Source organism: Micromonospora craniellae, assembly GCF_014764405.1.
Taxonomy (GTDB): Bacteria; Actinomycetota; Actinomycetes; order Mycobacteriales; family Micromonosporaceae; genus Micromonospora; species Micromonospora craniellae.
This window is the reverse complement of sequence record NZ_CP061725.1, coordinates 4,419,741-4,440,551: the sequence shown is the minus strand read 5'-3', so window position 1 is coordinate 4,440,551 and position 20,811 is coordinate 4,419,741. Positions and strand designations below refer to the sequence as shown.

20 protein-coding genes and 2 tRNA genes are annotated in these 20,811 nt (G+C 72.0%); 7 read left to right on the top strand and 15 right to left on the bottom strand.

Going from position 1 to position 20,811, the window contains the following annotated elements; genetic code table 11:
• Window positions 1–27: 27 nt before the first annotated feature.
• The gene (locus tag ID554_RS20190) at window positions 28–1,017 is read left to right on the top strand and encodes a hypothetical protein (protein ID WP_191088909.1); all 990 of its coding nucleotides are present in this window, start codon (window positions 28–30) and stop codon (window positions 1,015–1,017) included.
• Here ID554_RS20190 and ID554_RS20185 read toward each other — a convergent pair.
• A complete protein-coding gene (locus ID554_RS20185; protein ID WP_117226069.1) occupies window positions 972–2,174 on the bottom strand; it encodes a glycosyltransferase in 1,203 nt (400 codons plus the stop codon). The genes ID554_RS20190 and ID554_RS20185 overlap by 46 nt on opposite strands.
• A gap of 241 nt (window positions 2,175–2,415) precedes the next feature.
• Here ID554_RS20185 and ID554_RS20180 point away from each other — a divergent pair, with 241 nt between their 5' ends.
• Entirely contained in the window at window positions 2,416–2,988 is a 573-nt protein-coding gene (locus ID554_RS20180; protein WP_117226070.1) for a DUF5709 domain-containing protein, read from the top strand.
• A gap of 13 nt (window positions 2,989–3,001) precedes the next feature.
• Here the strand turns inward: ID554_RS20180 and ID554_RS20175 are convergent, their stop codons facing one another.
• Together ID554_RS20175 and macS are read right to left on the bottom strand one after the other, a co-directional pair.
• Window positions 3,002–3,646 (bottom strand): response regulator, encoded by a 645-nt coding sequence (locus tag ID554_RS20175; RefSeq protein ID WP_117226437.1) that lies wholly within the window; start codon window positions 3,644–3,646, stop codon window positions 3,002–3,004.
• 14 nt (window positions 3,647–3,660) lie between these two features.
• Window positions 3,661–4,785 (bottom strand): MacS family sensor histidine kinase, encoded by a 1,125-nt coding sequence (gene macS / locus ID554_RS20170; protein WP_396888392.1) that lies wholly within the window; start codon window positions 4,783–4,785, stop codon window positions 3,661–3,663.
• Between the two features lie 116 nt (window positions 4,786–4,901).
• Here macS and ID554_RS20165 point away from each other — a divergent pair, with 116 nt between their 5' ends.
• A complete protein-coding gene (locus ID554_RS20165) occupies window positions 4,902–5,372 on the top strand; it encodes an ATP-binding protein (protein WP_117226072.1) in 471 nt (156 codons plus the stop codon).
• A 15-nt stretch (window positions 5,373–5,387) separates the two neighbouring features.
• On the opposite strand, the gene ID554_RS20160 is transcribed toward ID554_RS20165, so the two are convergent.
• The 6 genes from ID554_RS20160 to ID554_RS20135 all read right to left on the bottom strand — a co-directional run bounded on the left by ID554_RS20160 (window position 5,388) and on the right by ID554_RS20135 (window position 11,348).
• Entirely contained in the window at window positions 5,388–6,221 is an 834-nt protein-coding gene (locus tag ID554_RS20160) for a phosphoribosylaminoimidazolesuccinocarboxamide synthase (RefSeq protein WP_117226073.1), read from the bottom strand.
• Between the two features lie 87 nt (window positions 6,222–6,308).
• Complete coding sequence (locus ID554_RS20155; RefSeq protein WP_117226074.1) at window positions 6,309–6,551, bottom strand: hypothetical protein; 243 nt, start codon at window positions 6,549–6,551, stop codon at window positions 6,309–6,311.
• Window positions 6,552–6,679: 128 nt separating this feature from the next.
• Window positions 6,680–6,753, bottom strand: a tRNA-Met gene (locus tag ID554_RS20150).
• Between the two features lie 152 nt (window positions 6,754–6,905).
• Window positions 6,906–6,979 (bottom strand) — tRNA-Met (locus ID554_RS20145).
• Between the two features lie 143 nt (window positions 6,980–7,122).
• Entirely contained in the window at window positions 7,123–10,143 is a 3,021-nt protein-coding gene (locus ID554_RS20140) for a UPF0182 family membrane protein (RefSeq protein ID WP_117226438.1), read from the bottom strand.
• 191 nt (window positions 10,144–10,334) lie between these two features.
• Window positions 10,335–11,348, bottom strand: coding sequence for a YlbL family protein (locus ID554_RS20135; RefSeq protein WP_117226075.1), 1,014 nt, complete (start codon window positions 11,346–11,348; stop codon window positions 10,335–10,337).
• A 114-nt stretch (window positions 11,349–11,462) separates the two neighbouring features.
• Here ID554_RS20135 and ID554_RS20130 point away from each other — a divergent pair, with 114 nt between their 5' ends.
• Window positions 11,463–12,785, top strand: coding sequence for a zinc-dependent metalloprotease (locus tag ID554_RS20130; RefSeq protein WP_191088586.1), 1,323 nt, complete (start codon window positions 11,463–11,465; stop codon window positions 12,783–12,785).
• Between the two features lie 98 nt (window positions 12,786–12,883).
• Here ID554_RS20130 and ID554_RS20125 read toward each other — a convergent pair whose 3' ends face one another.
• Together ID554_RS20125 and ID554_RS20120 are read right to left on the bottom strand one after the other, a co-directional pair.
• On the bottom strand, window positions 12,884–13,504 hold the full coding sequence (locus ID554_RS20125) for a hypothetical protein (RefSeq protein WP_117226077.1): 621 nt from the start codon (window positions 13,502–13,504) through the stop codon (window positions 12,884–12,886).
• 30 nt (window positions 13,505–13,534) lie between these two features.
• Complete coding sequence (locus tag ID554_RS20120) at window positions 13,535–14,056, bottom strand: M48 metallopeptidase family protein (RefSeq protein ID WP_117226078.1); 522 nt, start codon at window positions 14,054–14,056, stop codon at window positions 13,535–13,537.
• 535 nt (window positions 14,057–14,591) lie between these two features.
• Here ID554_RS20120 and ID554_RS20115 point away from each other — a divergent pair.
• The 3 genes from ID554_RS20115 to ID554_RS20105 all read left to right on the top strand — a co-directional run bounded on the left by ID554_RS20115 (window position 14,592) and on the right by ID554_RS20105 (window position 17,394).
• On the top strand, window positions 14,592–14,759 hold the full coding sequence (locus tag ID554_RS20115) for a DUF5679 domain-containing protein (protein ID WP_012014940.1): 168 nt from the start codon (window positions 14,592–14,594) through the stop codon (window positions 14,757–14,759).
• A 204-nt stretch (window positions 14,760–14,963) separates the two neighbouring features.
• Window positions 14,964–16,055: a TOMM precursor leader peptide-binding protein gene (locus tag ID554_RS20110; protein ID WP_117226440.1), complete on the top strand. Its 1,092-nt coding sequence runs from the start codon at window positions 14,964–14,966 to the stop codon at window positions 16,053–16,055.
• 10 nt (window positions 16,056–16,065) lie between these two features.
• On the top strand, window positions 16,066–17,394 hold the full coding sequence (locus tag ID554_RS20105; protein ID WP_117226439.1) for an ABC1 kinase family protein: 1,329 nt from the start codon (window positions 16,066–16,068) through the stop codon (window positions 17,392–17,394).
• Window positions 17,395–17,464: 70 nt separating this feature from the next.
• Here the strand turns inward: ID554_RS20105 and ID554_RS20100 are convergent, their stop codons facing one another.
• The 4 genes from ID554_RS20100 to ID554_RS20085 form a co-directional block, all read right to left on the bottom strand.
• Window positions 17,465–17,653 (bottom strand): hypothetical protein, encoded by a 189-nt coding sequence (locus tag ID554_RS20100; protein WP_223884159.1) that lies wholly within the window; start codon window positions 17,651–17,653, stop codon window positions 17,465–17,467.
• A gap of 52 nt (window positions 17,654–17,705) precedes the next feature.
• Window positions 17,706–18,071: a WhiB family transcriptional regulator gene (locus ID554_RS20095; RefSeq protein WP_117226081.1), complete on the bottom strand. Its 366-nt coding sequence runs from the start codon at window positions 18,069–18,071 to the stop codon at window positions 17,706–17,708.
• A 132-nt stretch (window positions 18,072–18,203) separates the two neighbouring features.
• On the bottom strand, window positions 18,204–18,488 hold the full coding sequence (locus ID554_RS20090) for a hypothetical protein (protein ID WP_117226441.1): 285 nt from the start codon (window positions 18,486–18,488) through the stop codon (window positions 18,204–18,206).
• 140 nt (window positions 18,489–18,628) lie between these two features.
• Entirely contained in the window at window positions 18,629–20,779 is a 2,151-nt protein-coding gene (locus ID554_RS20085; protein WP_117226082.1) for an ATP-dependent DNA helicase UvrD2, read from the bottom strand.
• Window positions 20,780–20,811: the final 32 nt, after the last annotated feature.

The following is a 20,811-nucleotide window of genomic DNA, read 5'->3' as shown; positions in this document are numbered from 1 at the left end:
ACCTCGGGTTGGTGTTTTCTCGCGGCGATGATCGTCGCGTACGGCGTTGCCAACCTGTTGCAGTCGGTCGCCGCGGCCCGCACCACGGTGCAGCACACCTTCGATCCCGGTCTGCTGCTGCGCCTGGCCGGACACCGCGCCTACCTGGTCGGCCTGGCCTGCCAGGTCGGCGGCTTCGTGCTGGCCTTCCTGGCCCGCCGGGACCTGCCGTTGTTCCTGGTGCAGGCGAGCGTGGCGGCCGGGCTCGGGGTCACCGCGATCCTCGGCGTCCTGGTGTTGAAATGGCGGCTGCCGATGGCCGAGGTGGTGCTGCTGCTCCTGCTCTTCGCCGGGATCACCGCGCTGGTGCTCTCCGCCCAGCCGGCACAGTCGAAGCCGCTCGGCACCGCCGGGATGGCCGCCCTGCTGGTCACCCTCGGCGTGATCGCGGCGCTGGGCTTCTTCGCGGTCCGGTTGCGCGGCGTTCCCGGCTCGGTGGCGCTCGGCTCGCTGGCCGGGCTGGCCTTCTCCGCCGCCGCGGTCGCCGCCCGCCCGCTGGCCGCCGCGCCGACCTGGGACGTGTTCCTCGCCGATCCCCTGCTCTATCTGCTGGTCGGTCACTCGGTGGTCGGGCAGTTGCTGCTCGGCCTGGCGATGCAGCGCGGCTCCACCACGGCGGCGGTGGCCGCGATGGACGCCGCCGGGGCGGTACCCGCCGCGATCATCGGGCTGCTGCTGCTCAACGACAAGATCTGGCCCGGCCGGGAATGGCTGGCCGGAGTCGGTTTCCTGGTCACGCTCGCCTCGGTCATCGGCCTCACCCGGTACGCCGAGCCCCAGCACCAGCATGCCGTCGCGCAGGAGACCTCGCGGGCGGTCGTCGCCGGCAAGCCGTTGATCGGGCCGCAGCCCAGCGGGTCACAGCGCGGCGGCGCGGACGGACTGCTGCCGCACCCCGCCGCCCAGCTCTCCCCCACCGCCTCCGGCCTGTCTCAGGCCGCCTCGACGGGCTTGCGCCGGCCGACCACCCGCTCGTAGAGCCGTTCCAGGGCGGCGGCTGTCCGTTCCCACGTGTAGCTGCACCGGACCCGGTCCACCGCCGCGTGCCCGTACGCGAACCGGCCCGCGTTGTCGGTGAGCATCCGGCGCAACGTCATCCCGAGGGTGCGTACGTCGCCCGGCGGCACCAGCTTGCCGGTCACCTCGTCCACCACCGCGTCGGCGATGCCGCCCATGGCGTAGCCGACCACCGGCACCCCGCAGGCCATCGCCTCCAGCGACACCCGGCCGGCGGAGGAGTAGCGCGGCGTGCAGGCGACCACGTCGGCCGAGCGGTACCAGGTGGCCATCTGCTCGTGCGGCACCGCGCCCACCAGGTGCACCTGCTCCCCCACCCCGATCCGCTCGGCCAGCTCACGCAACCGGCGGGCCTCCGCGTGGTGGGCCAGCCCCTCGACCGGCGGACCACCGGCGATCACCAGTTCCGCGTCGCCCACCAGGCGCATCGCGCGGATCAGGTCGTCCTGCCCGTGGCCCCGGGAGAGCCCGCCGACGGAGAGGATCCGGGGACGCTGGTCCCGGGGAGCCGCCTCGCCGTCCGGGTGGAACCGGTCGATGTCCACTCCGGTCGGGACCATCGCGACCGCGCTGCGTTGCAGGCCCATCCGGGTCAGCTCGTCCACCTCGTCGTTGCACTGGGCGACCGCCATGTCCACCGCCCGGGTCAGCGCCCGTTCCAGCGGGATGCGGGTGCCCGGCCCGTCGTACTGCGGGCCGAGGTGGCGAAGTTGCTCCATGCCGAGGGAGTGGAACGTCTGCACCACCGGGATGTCGGTCTCCCGGACCGCCTGCGCGGCGGCCAGTCCACCGACCCAGTAGTGGCCGTGCACCACCTCCGGCGTCCAGTCGCCGGACCACCGGTCGGCCAGCCACTGGCCGAACGCGGGCACGTACGGCACCAGCTCGGCGGTGGGGATCGGCGCGATCGGGCCGACCGGGGCCCGCTCCACCCGGTAGCCGTCGACGAGGTCGCTCTCGGTCGTCTCCGGATCGTCCCGACGGGTGTAGACCCGCACGTCGTGACCTCTCCCGGCCAGTTCGGCGGCCACCCGTGCGATGTGCTGGTAGGTGCCGACGACGGTGCCGTCGCCGGACGGCGGCGGAGCGGCGTGGGCGCAGACGAGGCCGACGCGCATGGGTCACCTCCATGCGGATGGGGCGGTGGTCTCAGGTCAGAGCGTCCCATTAACCGGGGTCCGACGAGCCGAAACATGGCAGATCCGGCGCTGGCCGGCGGGCATGACCCGGACACTGTGGGGTACCGATGAGGAATGCCCCTCGCCCGAAAGCTCCCCGACACGACCGCTGCCCCTGGCGGCTGGCCGAACGGCGTGGACGGGGCCGGTTACGGCCGGAGGGAACGGGTAGTGGTCAGTCATGCGCGACGACGAGTACCCGACCCCGCTGTCCGATCCCGAGGCCGACGGCCTGCCGGACACCGCCGACGACGACTCGACGGCCGGTGACGACGTGCTGACCGGTCGGGAGGCGGACGGCCCGGCGCCGGCCCAGTTGCCCGGTGACCGGACTCCGGTGGCGGTGGACGAGTTCGGCACCACGGCCGAGGAGCAGCTCGACGGCGAGTCCCTGGACTACAAGCTCGACCGGGAGCAGTTCGAGCTGCCGGTCGACGACCCGCTGGCCGGGCCGGTCGACCCGGACATCGCGGCCGAGGCGGACAGTCGGGAGCAGGCGGCGCAGGCGCAGCTCGACGCCGACGTGATCGACCCGGGCCCGACCTCCGACCCGAAGTCCCCGGTGTCGCTCTACGACCACGACCGGCTGGGCACCCTCGCCGACGCCACCGTGGGCCGGCTGGTCGAACCGGACGAGGGTACGCACACCGGCCAGGAGACCGACTCCATCGCGTACGACGCGGGAGCGGCCGGTGGCGGGGCCAGCGCGGAGGAGTTGGCCGTGCACGAGACCCGGCCGCCGCGCTCGGTCTGAGAGCCTCGCTCGCTCATTCGTCCAGGCCGCGTTCGATCGCGTACCGGGTCAGTTCGACCCGGTTGTGCAGTTGCAGCTTGCCGAGCGTGTTCTGCACGTGGTTCTGCACCGTCCGGTGCGACAGTCCGAGTCGCTCGGCGATCTGCTTGTAGGACATTCCCTTGGCCACCAGCCGCAGCACCTCGGTCTCCCGTTCGGTGAGCCGGGGCGCGGTGTCCTGCGTACCGGCCGGGGCCTGTTCCCGGACGGCCGCCAGCCGGCGGTACTCGCCGAGCACCAACCCGGCCAGGCCGGGCGTGAAGACGGGCTCACCGGCGGCGGTACGCCGTACCGCGTCCAGGAACTCGGCCAGGCCGGCGGACTTCAACAGGTAGCCGGTGGCACCGGCCTTCACCGCGTCCAGCACCCCCTGCTGCTCGCCGCTGGCCGAGAGCATCAGCACCCGCACCTCGGGCCGTTCCGCGCGCAGTCCCCGGATCACCTGCACCCCGGAGATGTCCGGCAGTTGCAGGTCGAGAATCACCAGGTCGGGGCGGGCCGCGGCGACCACCCGGACGGCCTGGCGTCCCTCCCCACAACTGGCGACCACCTCGTGGCCGGCCTCGGTGAGGTCGCGGGCCACCCCTTCCCGCCACATCGGGTGGTCGTCGACCACCATCACGCGTACGCCGTTCACGATCCCCTCCTCGGCACGGTGAGCTCGACCTCGGTGCCGGCGTCCGGGGTGGAGCTGATCTTGGCCGTCCCGCCGAGGTCGGCGAGTCGTCCCTGGATCGCGTGGGTCACGCCGAGCCGGCCCTGGGCGGCGGCCTCGGCGAGTCGTTCCGGGGTGAAGCCGGGCCCCTCGTCCCGGATCGACACGGTCACCGCCGTCCCCTCGTCCTCGACCAGCACCCAGGCATGCCCGCCGCCGTGGCGGGCGGCGTTGTCCAGCGCGGCTCCGATCGCGGCGGCCAGTTCGCGGGCCACCGGTGGAGGCAGCGGCACCGGGGTGGCCGGAGCGGACAGCGAGACGGTGCCCGAGGCGTACCGCCCGAGCAGGCCGCGCAGGTCCACCGGCGAGTCCACGTCGTCGGCGGGCATCGGACCGGTGCCGGAGATCATCATGCGCAGCGCCGCCTCCTGCTCACCGGCCAGCCGGGCCAGTTCGCCGGCCTCGCCGTCGAGCCGCTCGCCGCGCCGCTGCACCAGGGCGAGCACCTGGAGCACCGAGTCGTGGATGTCGCGGGCCAACCGTTCCCGCTCGCGGGTGGCGGCCTCGATCTCGACCGCCCGCTGCAACCGCTCCCCGGCGGTGACGGTCAGCCGGGCCACGTGCCCGACCACCACGCCGGCGAGCAGCATGAGGATCGCGCCGTTGATCGCGGTCGGCGTCGCCATCCCCCGGGTGGCCAGGTCGGTGGCGCCGATGACCAGCGCGGCCAGTGCCCCCCGTCGCCGCCCGCCGGAGACCGCCCAGGCCAGCACCGGACCGCTCAACCAGGCCACCGCCATGGTGGGCAAACCGGCAGCGAGCGCATCGCGGCCCATCACCCAGGGGGTGGCCAGCAGGATCGCCACGACGACGCCGAGATCGGCCAGGAGCAGCGGCCAGCCACGCCGGGACCCGGCGGCGTAGCCGATCGCGGTGACGGCGGTCCAGACCGCCATCACCAGCACCAACAGACCGGCGAGCAGCGGGTGGGCGTAGCGGTCCGCGTCGCGCAGCACGACCACGCAGACGTACGCCAGCGAGGCCACCCGGAAGACCGCGACGGCCCGCCAGAGGGGGAGTTCGAAACCACCGGGGGCGGACACGCCCGTAACCATGCCACAGCCGATTCGGAGGGTCCTCGCCGATGCGGCCCAACGAACCCTGACGTACGGTGGTAAAAGCCGCGTAAAGCTCTGCGATCTCTTGTCGGGACGGGGCCATGACGAACGCAGAACCCCGCACACCGCGTACGGTGGTGCCCATCGAACACACCCTCCTGATCGCCGACGCCTTCGACCAGGCACAGGTGACCGAGCTGAGACACTCGGTCGCCTCCTGCGTGCGTGCCGCCGGGCTGCGGGACGACCGCCTGGACGACTTCGTGCTCGCGGTCAACGAACTGATCACCAACGCGGTCCGGCACGGCGGAGGGCAGGGCTGGCTACGGCTCTGGACGGAGTCGAAACTGGTGATGTGCGAGGTCTCCGACCACGGTCAGGGCATCAGCGTCCAACGCCTCGACGACCGCAGCCGCCCGGCGCCGGAGACCGCCGGCGGCTGGGGGCTCTGGCTGGCCCGCGAGCTGACCGACGCAATGGACGTCGAGACCGGCCCGGCCGGCACCACGGTACGCATCACCGCCGCGACCGTTCCCACCGAGCAGCACATCGGCCGGCACCGCAGCGAATGACGGCCCCGGCCACGTTCACTCCCAGCGGTTGCCGGTGATCTTCTCGTAGACGTCCACGTAGCGGGCCCGGGTGGCCTCGACCACCTCGTCCGGCACCTCGGGTGCCGGTTCCTGCTTGTCCCAGCCGCTGCCCGCCGCCCAGTCCCGCACGTACTGCTTGTCGTAGGAGAACTGCGTACGCCCCGGCTGGTACGACTCGGCCGGCCAGAAACGGGACGAGTCGGGGGTGAGCACCTCGTCGGCGAGGACCAGGGCGCCGTCGGCCGCCCAGCCCAGCTCGATCTTGGTGTCGGCGACCAGGATGCCGCGCTCGGCGGCCAGCTCCGCACCCCGGCAGTAAACGGCGATGGTGAGCTGCCGCAGTCGCTCGGCGGTGTCCGCGCCCACCTCGTCGACCACCTCGGCGAAGGTCATCGGCTGGTCGTGCTCCCCCATCGGCGCCTTCGTCGATGGAGTGAAGATCGGCTCGGGCAGGATGGACGCCTCACCCAGGCCGCGCGGCAGCGCGACGCCGGACACCGCGCCGGTGCTCTGGTACTCCTTGAGGCCGCCGCCGGTGAGGAAACCGCGGGCGACGCACTCCACCGGGACCATCCGCAACCGGCGGCACCGGATCGCCCGCCCGGCGAACTCCGCCGGCACGTCGGTGGCGGAGATGACGTGGTGCGGCACCAGGTCGGCGAGTTGCTCGAACCACCACAGCGACAGCGCGGTGAGCAGCTTGCCCTTGTCCGGGATCGGGGTCGGCAGCACCACGTCGTAGACGGAGACGCGGTCCGAGGCGACCAGGATCAGGTCGTCGCCATCGGCGTAGACGTCCCTCACCTTACCCGAGTGCAGAAGTTCCACGCGGACAAGTAGACCACGCGCCGGACGCACCACAGTTGCGGGACGGCAGCGTGCGGAAAGCGCTGCGGGGACAGCGATCGGCTCCGGTCAGCGCCGCCGGTTGCGGGTGAGCCGGACCAGCAGCAGGACGACCACCGCCACCACCGCCAGGCAGCAGAGCAGGCTCAGGAAGCCGAAGATTCCGGGACCGCGCCCGCGCCGCCGGGCGGCCTCCACGACCAGTTCCCCGGTCCCGGTCGAGGCCCATGCGGCGACCGGCACGAACACCGACAGCACGACCGTTCCGAGGAGCGTGCCGAGCCGCCCCCACCACTTGCCGAAGGAAGACATGGCCCCATCCTCGCGGAGGCCCGCAACCCGTGGCCGTCGAACGGTGTTCTGCCGAGGTGGGCCACCGGCCGGGACGTCACCGGCCGAAACGACGAAGGCCCCGGATCTCCGGGGCCTTCGTCGTGCAGTAGCGGGGACAGGATTTGAACCTGCGACCTCTGGGTTATGAGCCCAGCGAGCTACCGAGCTGCTCCACCCCGCGTCGGTATGTGACAACCCTACCTCATCCGTCACCAGCCGCACCGACCGCCCCACCATCACCTCGAACGAGGTGTTTCCGAGACCGGCAGGGAGGGACCACCGGAGGCCGGACAACGAGAAAGGCCCCGGAGATCCGGGGCCTTTCTCGTGTAGTAGCGGGGACAGGATTTGAACCTGCGACCTCTGGGTTATGAGCCCAGCGAGCTACCGAGCTGCTCCACCCCGCGTCGGTAGATCCACCGTAGCGCACCACCCCGGCCCGCCGCAAAACGACTCACAGAACCGCAGGGGACCGCCGCCAGGACCGGACGCGACAAGGCCCGTGGCGGCGACGGAGGTCGCTGCCACGGGCCTTGTCGGATGCGGTTCGTCAGCCGGTCGGTGACGGGCTGCCGGTCGGTGCCGGACTGTTCGTGGCGCCGTTCGCGCCGGCCGCCTGCTGGGCCTGCTGGAACGCGGTCAGCGCCTCGTCCAGCGTCTTGAGCGCCCGGCCGTACCGCTCGAAGTCACCGGACGCCTGCGCGTCGCGCACCTCGGTGATCGCCGCCCGTACCCGGTCGGCCGCGACGCCCAGGTCGCCGGTGAGCGGCGGCGCCTCGGTCGGTGTGGGCGTGGGTGCCGGCTCCTCGCCGCCCGGTGGCGGCTCCTCACCCGCGGGCGGCTCCTCCGTGGCCGGCGGTGGGTTGCCGGCCGCCGCCTGCTTGCCCTGCTCCACGAGCTGCTTGATGCCGTCGGCCGGGTTGTCGGCCAGCACCACGAACGAACCACCGTCGCCGTACGAGAGCAGCACCTTCTGCAACAGCGGGTACGCGTCGGTCTGGTTGCTCTTCACGTATACCGGCTCGACGTAGAGCATCCCGTTGCCGAACGGCAGCGAGAGCAGGTTGCCGTACTGCACCTGGGCCTGGTTCGAGGAGAGTAGGTTCAGCTGCTGCCGGATGTTGGCGTTGTTGGTCATCTGCTGGTGCACCTGCACCGGGCCGGAGACCCGGGTCTGGTCCGGCAGTTCCAGCACCTGCAACCTCGGCCGCCCGTCCTGGTACGACGCCGAGATCAACGCGGCCAGGTTCTGCCGGCCGTTCGGGGTGACCGCGCTGGTGAGCTGGAAGGTCGGCTCCTCCTGCCCGGGCATCTGCGTGTACAGGTAGTAAGGCGGCTGCTTCACGCCGCTGTCCGGCGCGTCCGGCACGTTCGGCACCTGCCAGAAGTCCTGGCCGGAGTAGAAGTCGCCGGGGTTGGTGACGTGGAATCGGGTCAGCAGGTTGCGCTGCACCTTGAACAGGTCGGCCGGGTAACGGAAGTGATCGGCGAGCGCCTGCGGGATCTCCTCCCGTGGCGTGACCAGATCGCCGCCGAATGCCTTGTTCCACGCCTTGAGCACCGGGTCGTTCTCGTCGAACTCGTAGAGCCTGACCGTGCCGTCGTACGCGTCCACGGTCGCCTTGACCGAGTTGCGGATGTAGTTGACGTTCTCCCGGGCCAGCTGGATGGTGCCCCGACCGGTCAGTTCGTCAGTGGTCTCCTGCTGGAGGTTGACCCGCTCGGCGTACGGGTAGGTGGCCGAGGTGGTGTAGCCGTCCACGATCCACTGCACCCGGCCGTCCACCACGGCGGGGTACGGGTCGCCGTCGAGCGTCAGGAACGGCGCGACCTTCTCCACCCGGTCCCGGGGGTTACGCACGTAGAGCAGCTTGGAGTTGTCGTTGACCGCCTCGGAGAGCAGGAAGTTCGGCTCCTGCTCCTTGATCGCGTAGAGCAGCCGCCGGGAGAACGACCCGACGTCGACGCCACCGGCACCGGTGTAGGTGTAGTACGACTCGCGGCCTTCGCCGCCCTCGCCGCTCTCGCCGGCCGGCCGGTCGAACTCCGCCGGGTTGGCGTCCTCGCTCGGCTTGCCGACGATGGCGTAGTCGCCGGCCTGCATCCGCTCGCCGTAGTAGATCCGGGGCTGGCTGGCCGGGATCTGGTCGGTCGGCGAGGTGCAGGACTCCTGCGACCGCTCACCGAGGAAGCCCGACACGAAGAGCGGCTGACCACCGCAGACGACCTGGTTGGCGGGGGCGGCCACCACGCCGTACCCGTGGGTGTAGACGGTGTGGCGGTTGATCCAGTTGCTCTGCTGGGCGGTCAGCTCGCCGTAGTTGATCTCACGAACGCCGACCACGTAGTCCCGGGTGGCGCCGTCGACCGTGTACCGGTCGATGTCGAGCTTGGGGCCGAAGTCGTAGAAACCACGGACCTGCTGGAGCTGGGTGTAGGTCTCGCTGACCAACTGCGGGTCGAGCAGCCGGGCGTTGGGCACCACCGTGGTGTCGGTGGCCAGGCTCTCCGGCGGAGTCAGATTGCTGGCCGGATACGCCGAGTTCTCCGCGATGTCCAGCCCGTACGAGGCGCGGGTGGCGTCGATGCTCCGCTGGATGTACGGCGCCTCCTTGTCCCGGGCGCTCGGCTTGACCTCGAAGGTCTGCACCGCCCAGGGGTAGATGCCGCCGATCGCCACCGCCGAGACGCCGAGCAGTGCCAGCGAGATGCCCGGCCACACCAGGTTCCGCATCCAGGCGTTGGAGAACACGATGATCGCGATCGCCACCACCACGGAGATGTAGGCGAGGATCTCCTTGGCCGGCAGCAGCGCGTTGATGTCGGCGTACCCGGCGCCGTAGACGCCCACGCCGTCGTTGTACTCCAGCAGCATCGACCGCCGGTCCAACACGTAAGCGACCGCCTTCAGCAGCACGAAGACCGCGACCAGCGTGCTCAGGTGGGCCCGTGCCGCGCCGCTCATCCGGTCGCCGACGCCCTGCAGGCGTACCCCGCCGAAGAGGTAGTGCACAGCCAGCGAGCCGATCAGCGCCAGCACCACCGCAGTGAAGCCCAGGCCGAGCACGAACCGCCAGAACGGCAGCTGGAAGACGTAGAAACCGACGTCCACGCCGAACTCCGGGTCCTGGACGCCGAAGTCACCGCCGTTCAGGAAGAGCAGCCACTGACTCCAGCGGCTCTGCGCGGACAGGCCGGCGAAGAGACCCACCACCACGGCGGCGGCGGCGATCCAGAGCCCGAGCCGAGGGCCGAGCAGCATCCGGTAGCGCTCCAGCGTCGCCTGCTCCGGCGAGTGTGGACGCATCCGGGGGCGCAGCCGCTGCGCCAGCCAGAGGTTGCCGCCGACGATCAGGCCCATCGCGACGGCGGCGGCCAGGAAGAGCAGCAGTCGGGTGACGATCACCCCACGGAAGACGGAGGTGTAGTCGACCTCGGAGAACCACAGCCAGTCGGTCCAGGCCTGCACCCCCCAGCCGAGCAGGGTGAACAGGACGAACACCCCGATCAGCACCCCGATCGTGACGCGTCCGCGTCGGCTCATCCTCGGCAGGGGGCTGCTGCTACGCATGACCACTGTTGGCTCCGCACGTCGTTATGATCGGCTCCGACCAGGCACCCAGAGTACGGGGTGTTCCTGAATGCGTTGTGGCAAGGTCGTGCCGCGCAGGAGGCACCCGGCTCGTACGCGACCGCACCGACCAGTAGTAGTCCCAGGTCGCAGGCGTGGTCCCGGCCGGAAGCCGCCCTCGGCTACGGCGGTCAGCAGAGCGTCGGCTCGCCCCCGGAACGCAGCGTGTCCAGCGCGGTGAGCGCCTCGTCGAGCGAACCGACCCGCACCAGCGGCAGGTCCGGCTGACGGCTGGACACCGCCTCGGCGCAGTTGGCCGCCGGCACCAGGAACACCGTCGCGCCCGCCTGCTTCGCGCCGACCAGCTTCTGCGGGATGCCGCCGATCGGCCCGACCTGGCCGGAGTCGTCGATGGTGCCGGTGCCCGCGATGACCTGGCCGCCGGTCAGGTCCTCCGGGGTCAGCTTGTCGATGATCCCCAGGGCGAACATCAGGCCGGCGCTGGGGCCGCCGATGTCCTGCAGGTCGAAGGAGAGGGTGAACGGGTGCGGCTGCTGCTGCTCGATCTCGATGCCGATGCGCGGGCGGCCGTCCAACTCCTGGCTGGTGATGGTGTCGGTGCGGGCGGCGCCGTCGCGGGTGTAGCCGACACGCAACGCGGTGCCCGCCGGCTTCGCTCTGACCAACTCGGTCAGCCGGGCGGCCAGCGGCACCGGCTCCCCGTCGACCGAGGTCACCACGTCACCGGGGCGTAGCACCCCGGCGGCCGGGCCGTCGGCGGCGACGGTCTTGACCACGACCTGCACCTCGTACCCCAACTCCCGCAGCGCGGCGGTCTCGGCGCTGGTCTGCGAGACCTGGAAGTCCTCGGCGTTGCGCTGCTCGACCTCCTCGCGGGTCTCGCCGGGCGGATAGACCAGCTCGCGCGGCACCACCGCCTGCTCGTCGGAGAGCCAGCCCTGGATGGCCGACCGCAGCTTCACGGTGGGCTGCACACCGACCGTGGTCAGCCGCAGTTGGCCTGCGGAGGTGGAGGTCTCACTGCCGGTGACCTGGATCACCTCCTTGCCGTCCTCCTGCCCGAGCGTGTCCACCGTCGGACCCGGACCGAGCACGACATACGGGACGGGCGCGCCGAGCACCCCGATGCTGAGCAGAGCGGTGAGCAGAGCACCGAGAAGGACGGTCACGCCACGTCGTCTCATGCGGCAGAGCGTACCGAGCCGGTTCCCGCCCTCCGGGCGGCACGACGGCGACTTCGCCCTCAGCGCAACCGCGGTGACGGCGACCGGGGGCACGGCGCGCGTACCGTAGAGCTCGTGCCTGATATTCCGTTCGGTTTCGCGCTCCCGGGCGGGCAGCCGCCCGACCCCAACGACCCCGCGCAGATGCAGCAGTTCATGTCGCAGTTGCAGCACCTGCTCTCCGCGCCGGGCAGCGGGCCGGTCAACTGGGATCTGGCCCGTCAGGTGGCGGCCAGTCAGCTCGCGGCAGCGGGCGACCCGGCGGTCTCGCCCTACGAGCGCAACGCGGTCGAGGAAGCACTGCGCATCGCCGACCTCTGGCTGGAGCCGGCCTCGGCGCTGCCCTCCGGCATCAAGACCACGGTGGCCTGGAACCGCAACGAGTGGATCTTCAAGACGCTGGACGTCTGGCGCAAGCTGTGCGATCCGGTGGCCAGCCGGATGGTCGGCGCGATGGGCGACCTGGTGCCGCCGGAGGCCCGCGCCCAGCTCGGCCCGATGCAGTCGATGGTGGCCACCCTCGGCGGCGCTCTCTTCGGCGGTCAGCTCGGTCAGGCGCTCGGGTCGCTGGCCGCGGAGGTGCTCTCCGCCGGTGACATCGGCCTGCCACTCGGCCCCGCCGGGACCGCCGCGCTGATCCCGGCCAACATCCGCGGCTACGGCGAGGGCCTGGAGCTGCCCGAGGACGAGGTACGCCTCTACGTCGCCCTGCGCGAGGCGGCCCACCAGCGACTCTTCGAGCATGTGCCGTGGTTGCGCGGGCACGTGCTCACCGCCGTCGAGACGTACGCGGCCGGAATCCGGGTCAACCGCGAGGCGATCGAGGAGGCGATGGGCCGGGTCGACCCGACCGACCCGGAGTCGGTGCAGGCGATCGTCCTGGAGGGCATCTTCACGCCGGAGGACAGCCCGGCGCAGAAGGCGTCGCTGGCCCGCCTGGAAACCGCTCTCGCCCTGGTCGAGGGCTGGGTCTGCCACGTGGTGGACGGTGCTGCGGCCGGCCGGCTGCCGAACGTGGTCGCACTCGGCGAGGCGTTCCGTCGGCGTCGGGCGGCCGGTGGACCGGCCGAGCAGACGTTCGCCGCTCTGGTCGGGCTGGAACTGCGTCCCCGCCGGCTGCGCGAGGCCGCCGCACTCTGGGCGGCGCTGACCGAGCACCGGGGCATCGCCGGGCGGGACGCCCTCTGGGGCCACCCCGACCTGCTGCCCTCCGACGACGACTTCGCCGACCCGGTGGCCTTCGCCATGGCCGACGTGGACCTGATGACCGAGCTGGAGAAGTTCGACTTCTCCGCCCCGGGCGGCCCGGAGGAGAAGATCCCGGGCGAGGTCGAGGGGAAGGCCCCGGACGGTCCGGAGCGCCCCGACGACACCGAGGGCGACGACCGCCGCTCCTGACCCTGCCGCCCCCGAGTCACGTCCGCCGGTCCGGCGTGCGTCGGGTCGGCCGGAGTGCGTGTCAGGTGGGCCCGCCGGGGGGCGAGGTCCCCCGCGCGTCAGCCGGACCGGTCGGCGCCGGAGAGCAGGGCGCGGGTGTGCTCCCAGCCGTCCAGCGCGAGGTCGAGTCGGGCCAGGTCGGCCGGGCCACGTAGCCGGTGCCAGGACGGAGTGACCGCGAGGTCGCCCGGCTCGGGGGCCGCCGCGCGCACGGCCGCGGGCACGGCGGTGTCCAGATCCAGCGGCGGCAGCCAGGACGGTACGGGCAGCCGGGCAGCCGCGCCGAGCAGTCCCGGCACACCGCCCTCGACCGGTGCGAGGGCGACCGGCCGGCTGGTCAGCGGGCGCAGCAGCTTGCCGACGGTGAGTCCAGGCAGGTCGGGGGCGTCCCCGGCGACCACCGCCGCCTGCTCGTAGCCGTCGCCCGAGACGGCGAGGGCGGCGAAGACCGCGTTGGGCGTCGGCTCGGGCACCTCGTACACCGTGGTGCCGGGCCAGATCACGTCGTCGGCCAACCGGCGGTCCGTCGGGGTGACCGCCACCGCGGTGTCGACCTCGTTGAGCATGGCGAGCAGGTCCACCACGTCCTCGGCGAGCGCGCGACGCCAGTCCACCGGGTCGATGCCGGGCGGCGTCCAGGCGACCGGGGCGAGCAGCGCCACCACCACACGTCGAGCCATCCTCCGACCCTACCGCTGGCGTACGGCCGCTCAGGGCGTGCCGGTCACCGCCGCGACGCCCTCCAGGTAGCCCCGGGCACGTTCGGTCTTCGGGTACCGGCCGACCAGGGCCCAGAACTGGGCGTTGTGGCTGGGCACGACCAGGTGGACGAGTTCGTGCAGCAGCACGTAGTCGATCACCCAGTCCGGCATCTCCTGGAGCCGGTGAGAGAGCCGGATCGAGCGGTCCGCCGGGGTGCAGGAGCCCCATCGGCCGTTCTGGTTGCTCACCCACCGGACGCTGGCCGGCACCGCACGGTCGCCGTACTCGGTCAGGTAGAGCTTGATCAGTCGACCGGCCCGGTCCAGCAGCTCGGCGTCTGAGCGGGTCAGGCGACCCTCCCGGGCAGCGAGCCGGGCGAGCATCCGATCGACCCATTCGCTCTCCTCGGCCCGGGAGAACTGGTCGGGGATGAGGACGACGACCCGCTCACCGTCGCGGTAGGCGGACACCGTACGTCGCCGACGCTGGCTGCGCCGTACCTCGACGACAGGCTTCCGCGCCCCCGCCATCAGTGGACCGCGCAGCCTCGGTTTGCTGTCACGTTGGCAAGCTAATGCGTTGTGACCAGGGGTCCGCAAGGGTCAACCCCCCGACACGCGCCCGGAAAATGGGGATTGGTCGCCAGGAGTCCCGAAAAAATTCTGGCCGGAACATCGTGACGCGCCACGATCACCCTTCGTGATGACCGGCAAGGTGTCACAACACGGCCACGGACAACGGTAAGTGATCATCGCGAGGTGCCCGGCAGCGGGGTCCCGATCTCCGGCCGCGTGGCCCGACCAGCGGATTTGGCGACCTCCGGTCGGCGTGTCCCCGCCAAAAGGACTGATCTGACCCAATTCGGCGTGCACACTCTCGACGTCGCCTTGCTCACAGTGGCAACGCGCAGCTGACATGGAACCACCCGCACCTGGGTAGGGTCCGCCAACCGGTGGTCATGTGGATGACCACGGAGAAGACCCGGTGCTGGCCGTCGCAGGCGACCGCCGCCGGGAGAACCGCCGGACCGGCATCGACCCGGCGGACGAGACGAGGAGGCACACCGTGGCCGACCAGGCCCAGACCTACAACGGTTACTGCGTCAAGTGCAAGGAGAAGCGGGACTTCGAGGGCCGCGTCGAGGTTTCGAAGACCGGCATGAACATGGCCAAGGGCAAGTGTCCGGTGTGTGGCACAACAGTGAACCGCATCCTGGGCAAGGCGAAGGTCTGACGCACGCGTCCGCGCGAGGGGGTGGCCGTCGGCCACCCCCTCGCGGCGTTCCCGCTCACTGTCGGGCCACCGACAGGGTTACCCGCGAGTTGTGGAAAACTCGCCGAATCCTGTGGACAGCCCTGGATCTGCGGGTGGCCACCTGTGGACAACGATCGACGGACAGCAGGGATTCGGTCACTGTTCGTGCCTATGGAGCCGACCATGGACCGCCCGCCGTCGCCCCGCCCCATCCTGCTGCCCGGGCTCAGCCGACTCTGGCGCGACCGGCACACCCTTCAACTCGGGCTGGCACCGGAGCGTGCCGTCCTGGTCGAGTTCGCCGACCCCGGCGCGGTCCGGCTTCTCGACCTGCTCGACGGCACGCGCAGCGAGCGGCAGGTGCTCACCGGCACCGGCGGCCGCCCGGAGCACGCCCGCGCCCTGCTCGACGCGCTGCGTGAGGCCGGCCTGGTGGTACCGGCGCACACCCTCGTGCCCCGGGATCTCGCCGAGCCGCGCAGGAGCCGGCTCGCTGCGGAGGCCGGCGCGCTGGCCCTGGCCGCCGCCCGGCTGCCCGGCACCCCCGCACAGGTGCTCCGGCGTCGCCTGGCCGCCCGGGTGGCGGTCACCGGACCAGGCCCGCTCGGTGCCGCTGTCACCCTGGCCCTGGCCCAGGCCGGTGTCGGGCACGTCCAGCCCGACCTCCCCGGCCCGGTACGCCCCGTCGACCTCGTCGGCAGCGGCATCGCCGCCGACGAACTCGGGCGTCCGCTCGGCGCGGCGGCCCAGGCGACCGTGACGCGTGCCGCACCGGGCACCGCCACCGGCCCACTGCGTCGGGCCCGGCCCGACCTGGTGATCCAGTTCGGCCTCGACCGGCCGGCTGCGTTGGTGGCCGCCGGCCACGCCCAGCGCCGGCAGCCGCACCTGCTGGTCGACGTCCGGGAGGGCGTTCCGGTGATCGGGCCGCTGGTCCGGCCGCCGACCGGTCCCTGCCTGCGCTGCCTCGACCTGCACCGCGCCGACCGGGACCCGCACTGGCCGGCGCTCGCCGCCCAGATCGCCCACGCGCCGACCACCCCGACCTGCGCCACCGGCACGCTGCTGGCGGCCACCGCCTACACGGTGACCGAGGCGCTGGCGCAGCTCGACGGCGGCACTCCGGAGACGCTCGGCGGGGCGGTGGAAATCGGTTCGGCGGGTGTCACCCGCCGCCGGCACTGGCCGCCGCACCCCCGCTGCCGATGCGGCGCGTACGCCGAAGATGAATGCCAGCCCGGCCGCAGAGCAGCAGCGGGCCCGCCGAGTCGGTAACAATGACCTCGTGACCGACATCCCGCGCCGGGCCGTGTCCCGCACCGCCAAGCTCGCCGCACTGCCGCTCGGCTTCGCCGGGCGGACCGTCCTCGGCATGGGAAAACGCGTCACCGGGCTCGCTTCCGACGTGATCTCCGCCGAGATCCAGCAACGCACCGCCGAGCAGCTGTTCAGCGTCCTGGGCCAGCTCAAGGGCGGGGCGATGAAGTTCGGCCAGGCGTTGTCGGTCTTCGAGGCGGCACTGCCCGAGGAGGTCGCCGCGCCCTACCGGCAGGCCCTGACCAAGCTCCAGGAGGCCGCGCCGCCGCTGCCCGCCGCCAGCGTGCACAAGGTCCTAGCCGAGCAGTTGGGGCCGGCCTGGCGTGAGCTCTTCGTCACCTTCGACGACTCCCCCGCCGCTGCGGCCAGCATCGGGCAGGTGCACCGGGCCGTGTGGCGGATGCCGGACGGCACCGGCCGGGATGCGGCCGTCAAGATCCAGTATCCGGGCGCCGGTGACGCTCTGCTCGCCGACCTCAAGCAGCTCTCCCGGCTGAGCACCATGTTCCGGGCCATCCAGCCCGGCCTGGACGTCAAGCCGCTCCTCGCCGAGCTGCGGGAACGCATCACCGAGGAGTTGGACTACGAGTTGGAGGCCGAGTCGCAGCGCACCTTCGCCGCCGCGTACGCCGACGACCCCGAGATCTACGTTCCGGCGGTCTTCTCCGCCTCGCCCCGGGTCCTGGTCACCGAGTGGGTGGAGGGCACACCGCTGTCCGACATCATCCGGGAGGGCAGCGAGGAGCAACGTGACCGGGCCGGCCTGCTGATGGCCACGCTGCACCTCTCCGCACCGGCGCGGGCCGGGCTGCTGCACGCCGACCCGCACCCGGGCAACTTCCGGTTGCTGGCGGACGGCCGGCTCGGGGTGATCGACTTCGGCGCGGTGGCCCGGATGCCGGAGGGTACGCCGGAACCGATCGGCCGCATCGCCGGCCTGGCCCTGAGCGGCGACGCCGACGGGGTGGAGGCCGGACTGCGCTCGGAGGGCTTCGTCAGCACCAACGAGCCGATCGACGCCCGCGCGCTGCTGGAGTTCCTGCGGCCGATGCTGGAACCGATCGCCGTCGAGGAGTTCCGGTTCTCCCGGGCCTGGCTGCGTGCCGAGGCGACCCGGTTGGCGAATCCCCGCTCGCCCGCGTACCAGTTCAGCCGGCACCTCAACCTGCCGCCGTCGTACCTGCTCATCCACCGGGTGACCCTCGGGTCGATCGGGGTGCTGTGCCAGTTGGAGGCCAGAGCGCCCTACCGGGGCATCCTGGAACGCTGGCTGCCCGGTTTCGCCCCGGTCGGCTGAACACCGGCCCACCACCGGCAGACGGCGGGCGGGGACCTTGGTCCCCGCCCGCCGTCTGCCGGTGTCGGTCCTACAGAACGCCCAACTCGCGGGCCGACCGGGAGCGGCCGGTCATGGCGACGGTACGGGCGGATCGGGTTGCCTCAGTGCTCGTGGTGGTGCGGCCGGCCTGAGGCAGCAGCATTCGCACTTTCGACAACGCTTCGTGGATTAGGTACATGTCGCTGGTTCCGTTCGACAGATGCAGCATGGTGGTCATCTCTCTCTCGGCCGGCGTGCTGCCGGCGGGGTTGGTCCGGATCGGGAACATGTCAGGCAGCCAGCCGGACGGCGTTGCGCGACGGGGCGAGCCCGTCGGCGGCCAGTCGCGCCTCGGCCTCGACCCGCAGCGCGGCGTCACGGGCGAGGTCCTCCTTGCGCGGGCGACCACGGGGCCGCTTGCGCGGGACGACCGCGCCACGCTCGAAGATCTCGCCGCCCCAGACGCCCCAGGGCTCGGCCCGCTCGACCGCGCCGGCCAGGCACTCGACGCGCAGCGGGCAGTCTCCGCAGAGCGACTTGGCCAGTTCCAGCTCGGTGGGCGAGTCGGAGAACCACAGGTCGGGGTCGAACTTCCGGCAGGGCAGGTTCGCCTCCACCTCGACGCTCAGGTCGAGCGGAGCCAACGCCAGACTCATCGCCCGGTCACCTCTCTCTCACTTCGATCTCGTGGATCGCTGTTCCGACGTACTTCGGCGGTGCAAAAAACTGAGGCCGCGGATCCCGGTGTGCGGGTTCCGCGGCCTCAAGGTGAGCCGGTGGTCTGTTGGTCAGACCGGTCTACCTCGAGGTGGAACACCGCGGACGTCCATCCGCTTGCTGGCGCCATCGACGCCCTTGCCCGTGAAGCCAGTGGTCCCCTGGATCCCGTTCGGCGTCGGTGCGAGGATCAGCTCGGCCTGAACCTCGACCCGGTGCGCCTGCGGCGCCCACGGTCGCGCGGCGACGACGGTCGCCCGGACTTCCGTCGCTGGAACGACGGAGATCAGGGCAGCCGACAGCGGAGCGACGGCAACGGGCAGCGCCGTCGGACGCTGGTTGATGTAGCTCTCCATGGGTGCCACCTCCTTGACCTTCACTCGACGATCGACTCGGAACAGATCCCCCGTGAGCAGCCCGAACAGGGCCCCTCGCGAGGTGTGCCCTGAGGCTATGATGGCCGGCAGGGCGAGGGCAAACGAATTAACGGTCAGATTCAGAAACTTTTCTGAGGGCAGATTTCGTCGACCGCCGCGCCCCCCACCAGCGAAAGCACGGCCTCGCCGTACAGGCCGAGTTTGCGCGGTCCGATGCCGGCGATCGCGACCAGTTCCTCGGTCCGGCCCGGCCGCCGCTCGGCGAGCGCGACGAGCGTCGCGTCGGTGAAGATCACGTAGGCGGGCACCCGCTGGGTCCCGGCCACCCGGGACCGCCACTCGCGCAGCCGCTCGTGCAGTTCCTCGTCGATGTCGGACGGACAGGTGGCGCAGCGGCCCAGCTTGCGATCCGGCCCGGCGAACAGGGTGGTACCGCAGATCCGGCAGGAGACGATCCGGGTGGCCGCCCGTCGTTGCGCGCCGCGCGCCGGGCCGTTCGCGGTCGCCCGTTCGGTCCCGCCCGGCGCGAGTTGCGGCAGGAACCGGCAGGGCCGGCGGGCCCGCCCGCCCGGAGAGCGTGCCGAGGCGTACGACAGCCAGAGCCACTGGCGGGCCCGGGTGATGCCGACGTAGAGCAGCCGGCGCTCCTCCTCGACCTGCTCGGTGGTGCGCGCGTACGTGGTGGGCAGAGTGCCCTCGGCCAGCCCGACCAGGAAGACGGCGTCCCACTCCAGGCCCTTCGCGGAGTGCAGCGAGGCCAGGGTCACCCCCTCCACCGTGGGTACGTGCTGCTGGGCCGCCCGCCGGGCCAGTTCGTCGGCGAAGTCGGCGAGGGTGACCGGGCGCTCGACGGTGGCGGCCACCCCGAGCGGCATCAGGTCGGGGGTGGCCGTGTACTCCTCGGCGAGCTGGACCAGCGCGGCCAGCGCCTCCCAGCGTTCGCGGGCGGCCCCACCGGGCGGGGGCGCGTCGGGCGCCCACCCGACGGCGGAGAGCGCCTCGACCACCGCTGCCGGCAGCGGCGTCTCGCCGGGGATGGACCGGGTGGCCGCGCGCAGCGCCACCATCGCCTGCCGCACCTCGGCCCGCTCGAAGAACCGCTCCGCCCCTTGGACCAGGTACGGCACGCCCGCCTCGGCCAGCGCCTTCTCGTACGCCTCGGACTGCGCGTTGGTGCGGAACAGCACGGCGATCTCACGGGCCGGGGTGCCCGCGTCGACCAGGGCACGGCAGCGGGCGGCGACCGCGGCGGCCTCGGCCGGCTCGTCGGTGAAGATCCGCCGCTCCGGCTCCGGGCCGGACGGACGCTGGCCGACCAGTTCCAGGCGCAGCCGCGCCTCGGTGCCCCGGGCCTGCGAGATGACCGCGTTGGCGAGCCCGACCACCTGTGGGGTGGACCGGTAGTCACGGACCAGCCGGACCACCGTGGCGCCCCGGTGGCGACGCGGGAAGTCGACCAGGTACGACGATGTCGCCCCGGTGAACGAGTAGATCGTCTGGCTGGCGTCGCCGACCACGGTCACGTCGTCCCGGCCGCCGAGCCAGGCGTCCAGCAGCCGCTGCTGCAACGGGTTGACGTCCTGGTACTCGTCGACGACGAGATGCCGGTACTGGCTGCGTACCTGCTCGGCGACGTCCGGGTGCTCCTCGATCCCCCAGACCGCGGCGCGGAGCACGTCCTCGAAGTCGATCACACCACCGCTGCGCTTGAGCTTCTCGTACGCGGCGAAGACCTCGGCGACCTTGGCCGGATCGTGTGGTGTGTCGCGCAGCGCCTTCGCCGCCGCCACCACGTACTCCCCCGGCTCGACCAGGGAGGACTTGGCCCACTCGATTTCACCGGCCAGGTCCCGCGCGGCGGTCCGGTCAGCCCGCAGGCCGGCCCGGGCCGCAGCGAGGGTGACCAGCCGGACCTTGCTGTCCAGCAGCTCGGGCATGGCCCGTCCGGCGAGCAGCCGGGGCGCGAAGTAGCGCACCTGGCGCAGTGCCGCCGCGTGGAAGGTACGTGCCTGCACGCCGGCCACCCCGAGCGCGGCGAGCCGGTGGCGCAGCTCGGCGGCGGCGCGGGCGGTGAAGGTGACCGCGAGCACGTGCCGGGCGGAGATCTCCCCGGTCAACGCCCGGTGCGCGATCCGTGAGGTGACCGCCCGGGTCTTGCCGGTGCCCGCCCCGGCCAGCACGCAGACCGGACCGGCCGCAGCGGTCACCGCCGCGCGTTGTTCCGGGTCGAGCCCGGTGAGCACGCGTTCGGACGCGGAGTTAACCACCACAGCGGGGAATTGTCGCAGCCCGCCCGGACCTT

Bases quoted from the DNA above. Each gene is read 5' to 3' on its own strand.
- ID554_RS20190 (WP_191088909.1), top strand. From the start codon at position 28: ATGATCGTCGCGTACGGCGTTGCCAACCTGTTGCAGTCGGTCGCCGCG.
- ID554_RS20185 (WP_117226069.1), bottom strand. From the start codon at position 2,174: ATGCGCGTCGGCCTCGTCTGCGCCCACGCCGCTCCGCCGCCGTCCGGC.
- ID554_RS20180 (WP_117226070.1), top strand. From the start codon at position 2,416: ATGCGCGACGACGAGTACCCGACCCCGCTGTCCGATCCCGAGGCCGAC.
- ID554_RS20175 (WP_117226437.1), bottom strand. From the start codon at position 3,646: ATGGTGGTCGACGACCACCCGATGTGGCGGGAAGGGGTGGCCCGCGAC.
- ID554_RS20165 (WP_117226072.1), top strand. From the start codon at position 4,902: ATGACGAACGCAGAACCCCGCACACCGCGTACGGTGGTGCCCATCGAA.
- ID554_RS20155 (WP_117226074.1), bottom strand. From the start codon at position 6,551: ATGTCTTCCTTCGGCAAGTGGTGGGGGCGGCTCGGCACGCTCCTCGGA.
- ID554_RS20140 (WP_117226438.1), bottom strand. From the start codon at position 10,143: ATGCGTAGCAGCAGCCCCCTGCCGAGGATGAGCCGACGCGGACGCGTC.
- ID554_RS20135 (WP_117226075.1), bottom strand. From the start codon at position 11,348: ATGAGACGACGTGGCGTGACCGTCCTTCTCGGTGCTCTGCTCACCGCT.
- ID554_RS20125 (WP_117226077.1), bottom strand. From the start codon at position 13,504: ATGGCTCGACGTGTGGTGGTGGCGCTGCTCGCCCCGGTCGCCTGGACG.
- ID554_RS20120 (WP_117226078.1), bottom strand. From the start codon at position 14,056: ATGGCGGGGGCGCGGAAGCCTGTCGTCGAGGTACGGCGCAGCCAGCGT.
- ID554_RS20110 (WP_117226440.1), top strand. From the start codon at position 14,964: ATGGACCGCCCGCCGTCGCCCCGCCCCATCCTGCTGCCCGGGCTCAGC.
- ID554_RS20100 (WP_223884159.1), bottom strand. From the start codon at position 17,653: ATGACCACCATGCTGCATCTGTCGAACGGAACCAGCGACATGTACCTA.
- ID554_RS20095 (WP_117226081.1), bottom strand. From the start codon at position 18,071: ATGAGTCTGGCGTTGGCTCCGCTCGACCTGAGCGTCGAGGTGGAGGCG.
- ID554_RS20090 (WP_117226441.1), bottom strand. From the start codon at position 18,488: ATGGAGAGCTACATCAACCAGCGTCCGACGGCGCTGCCCGTTGCCGTC.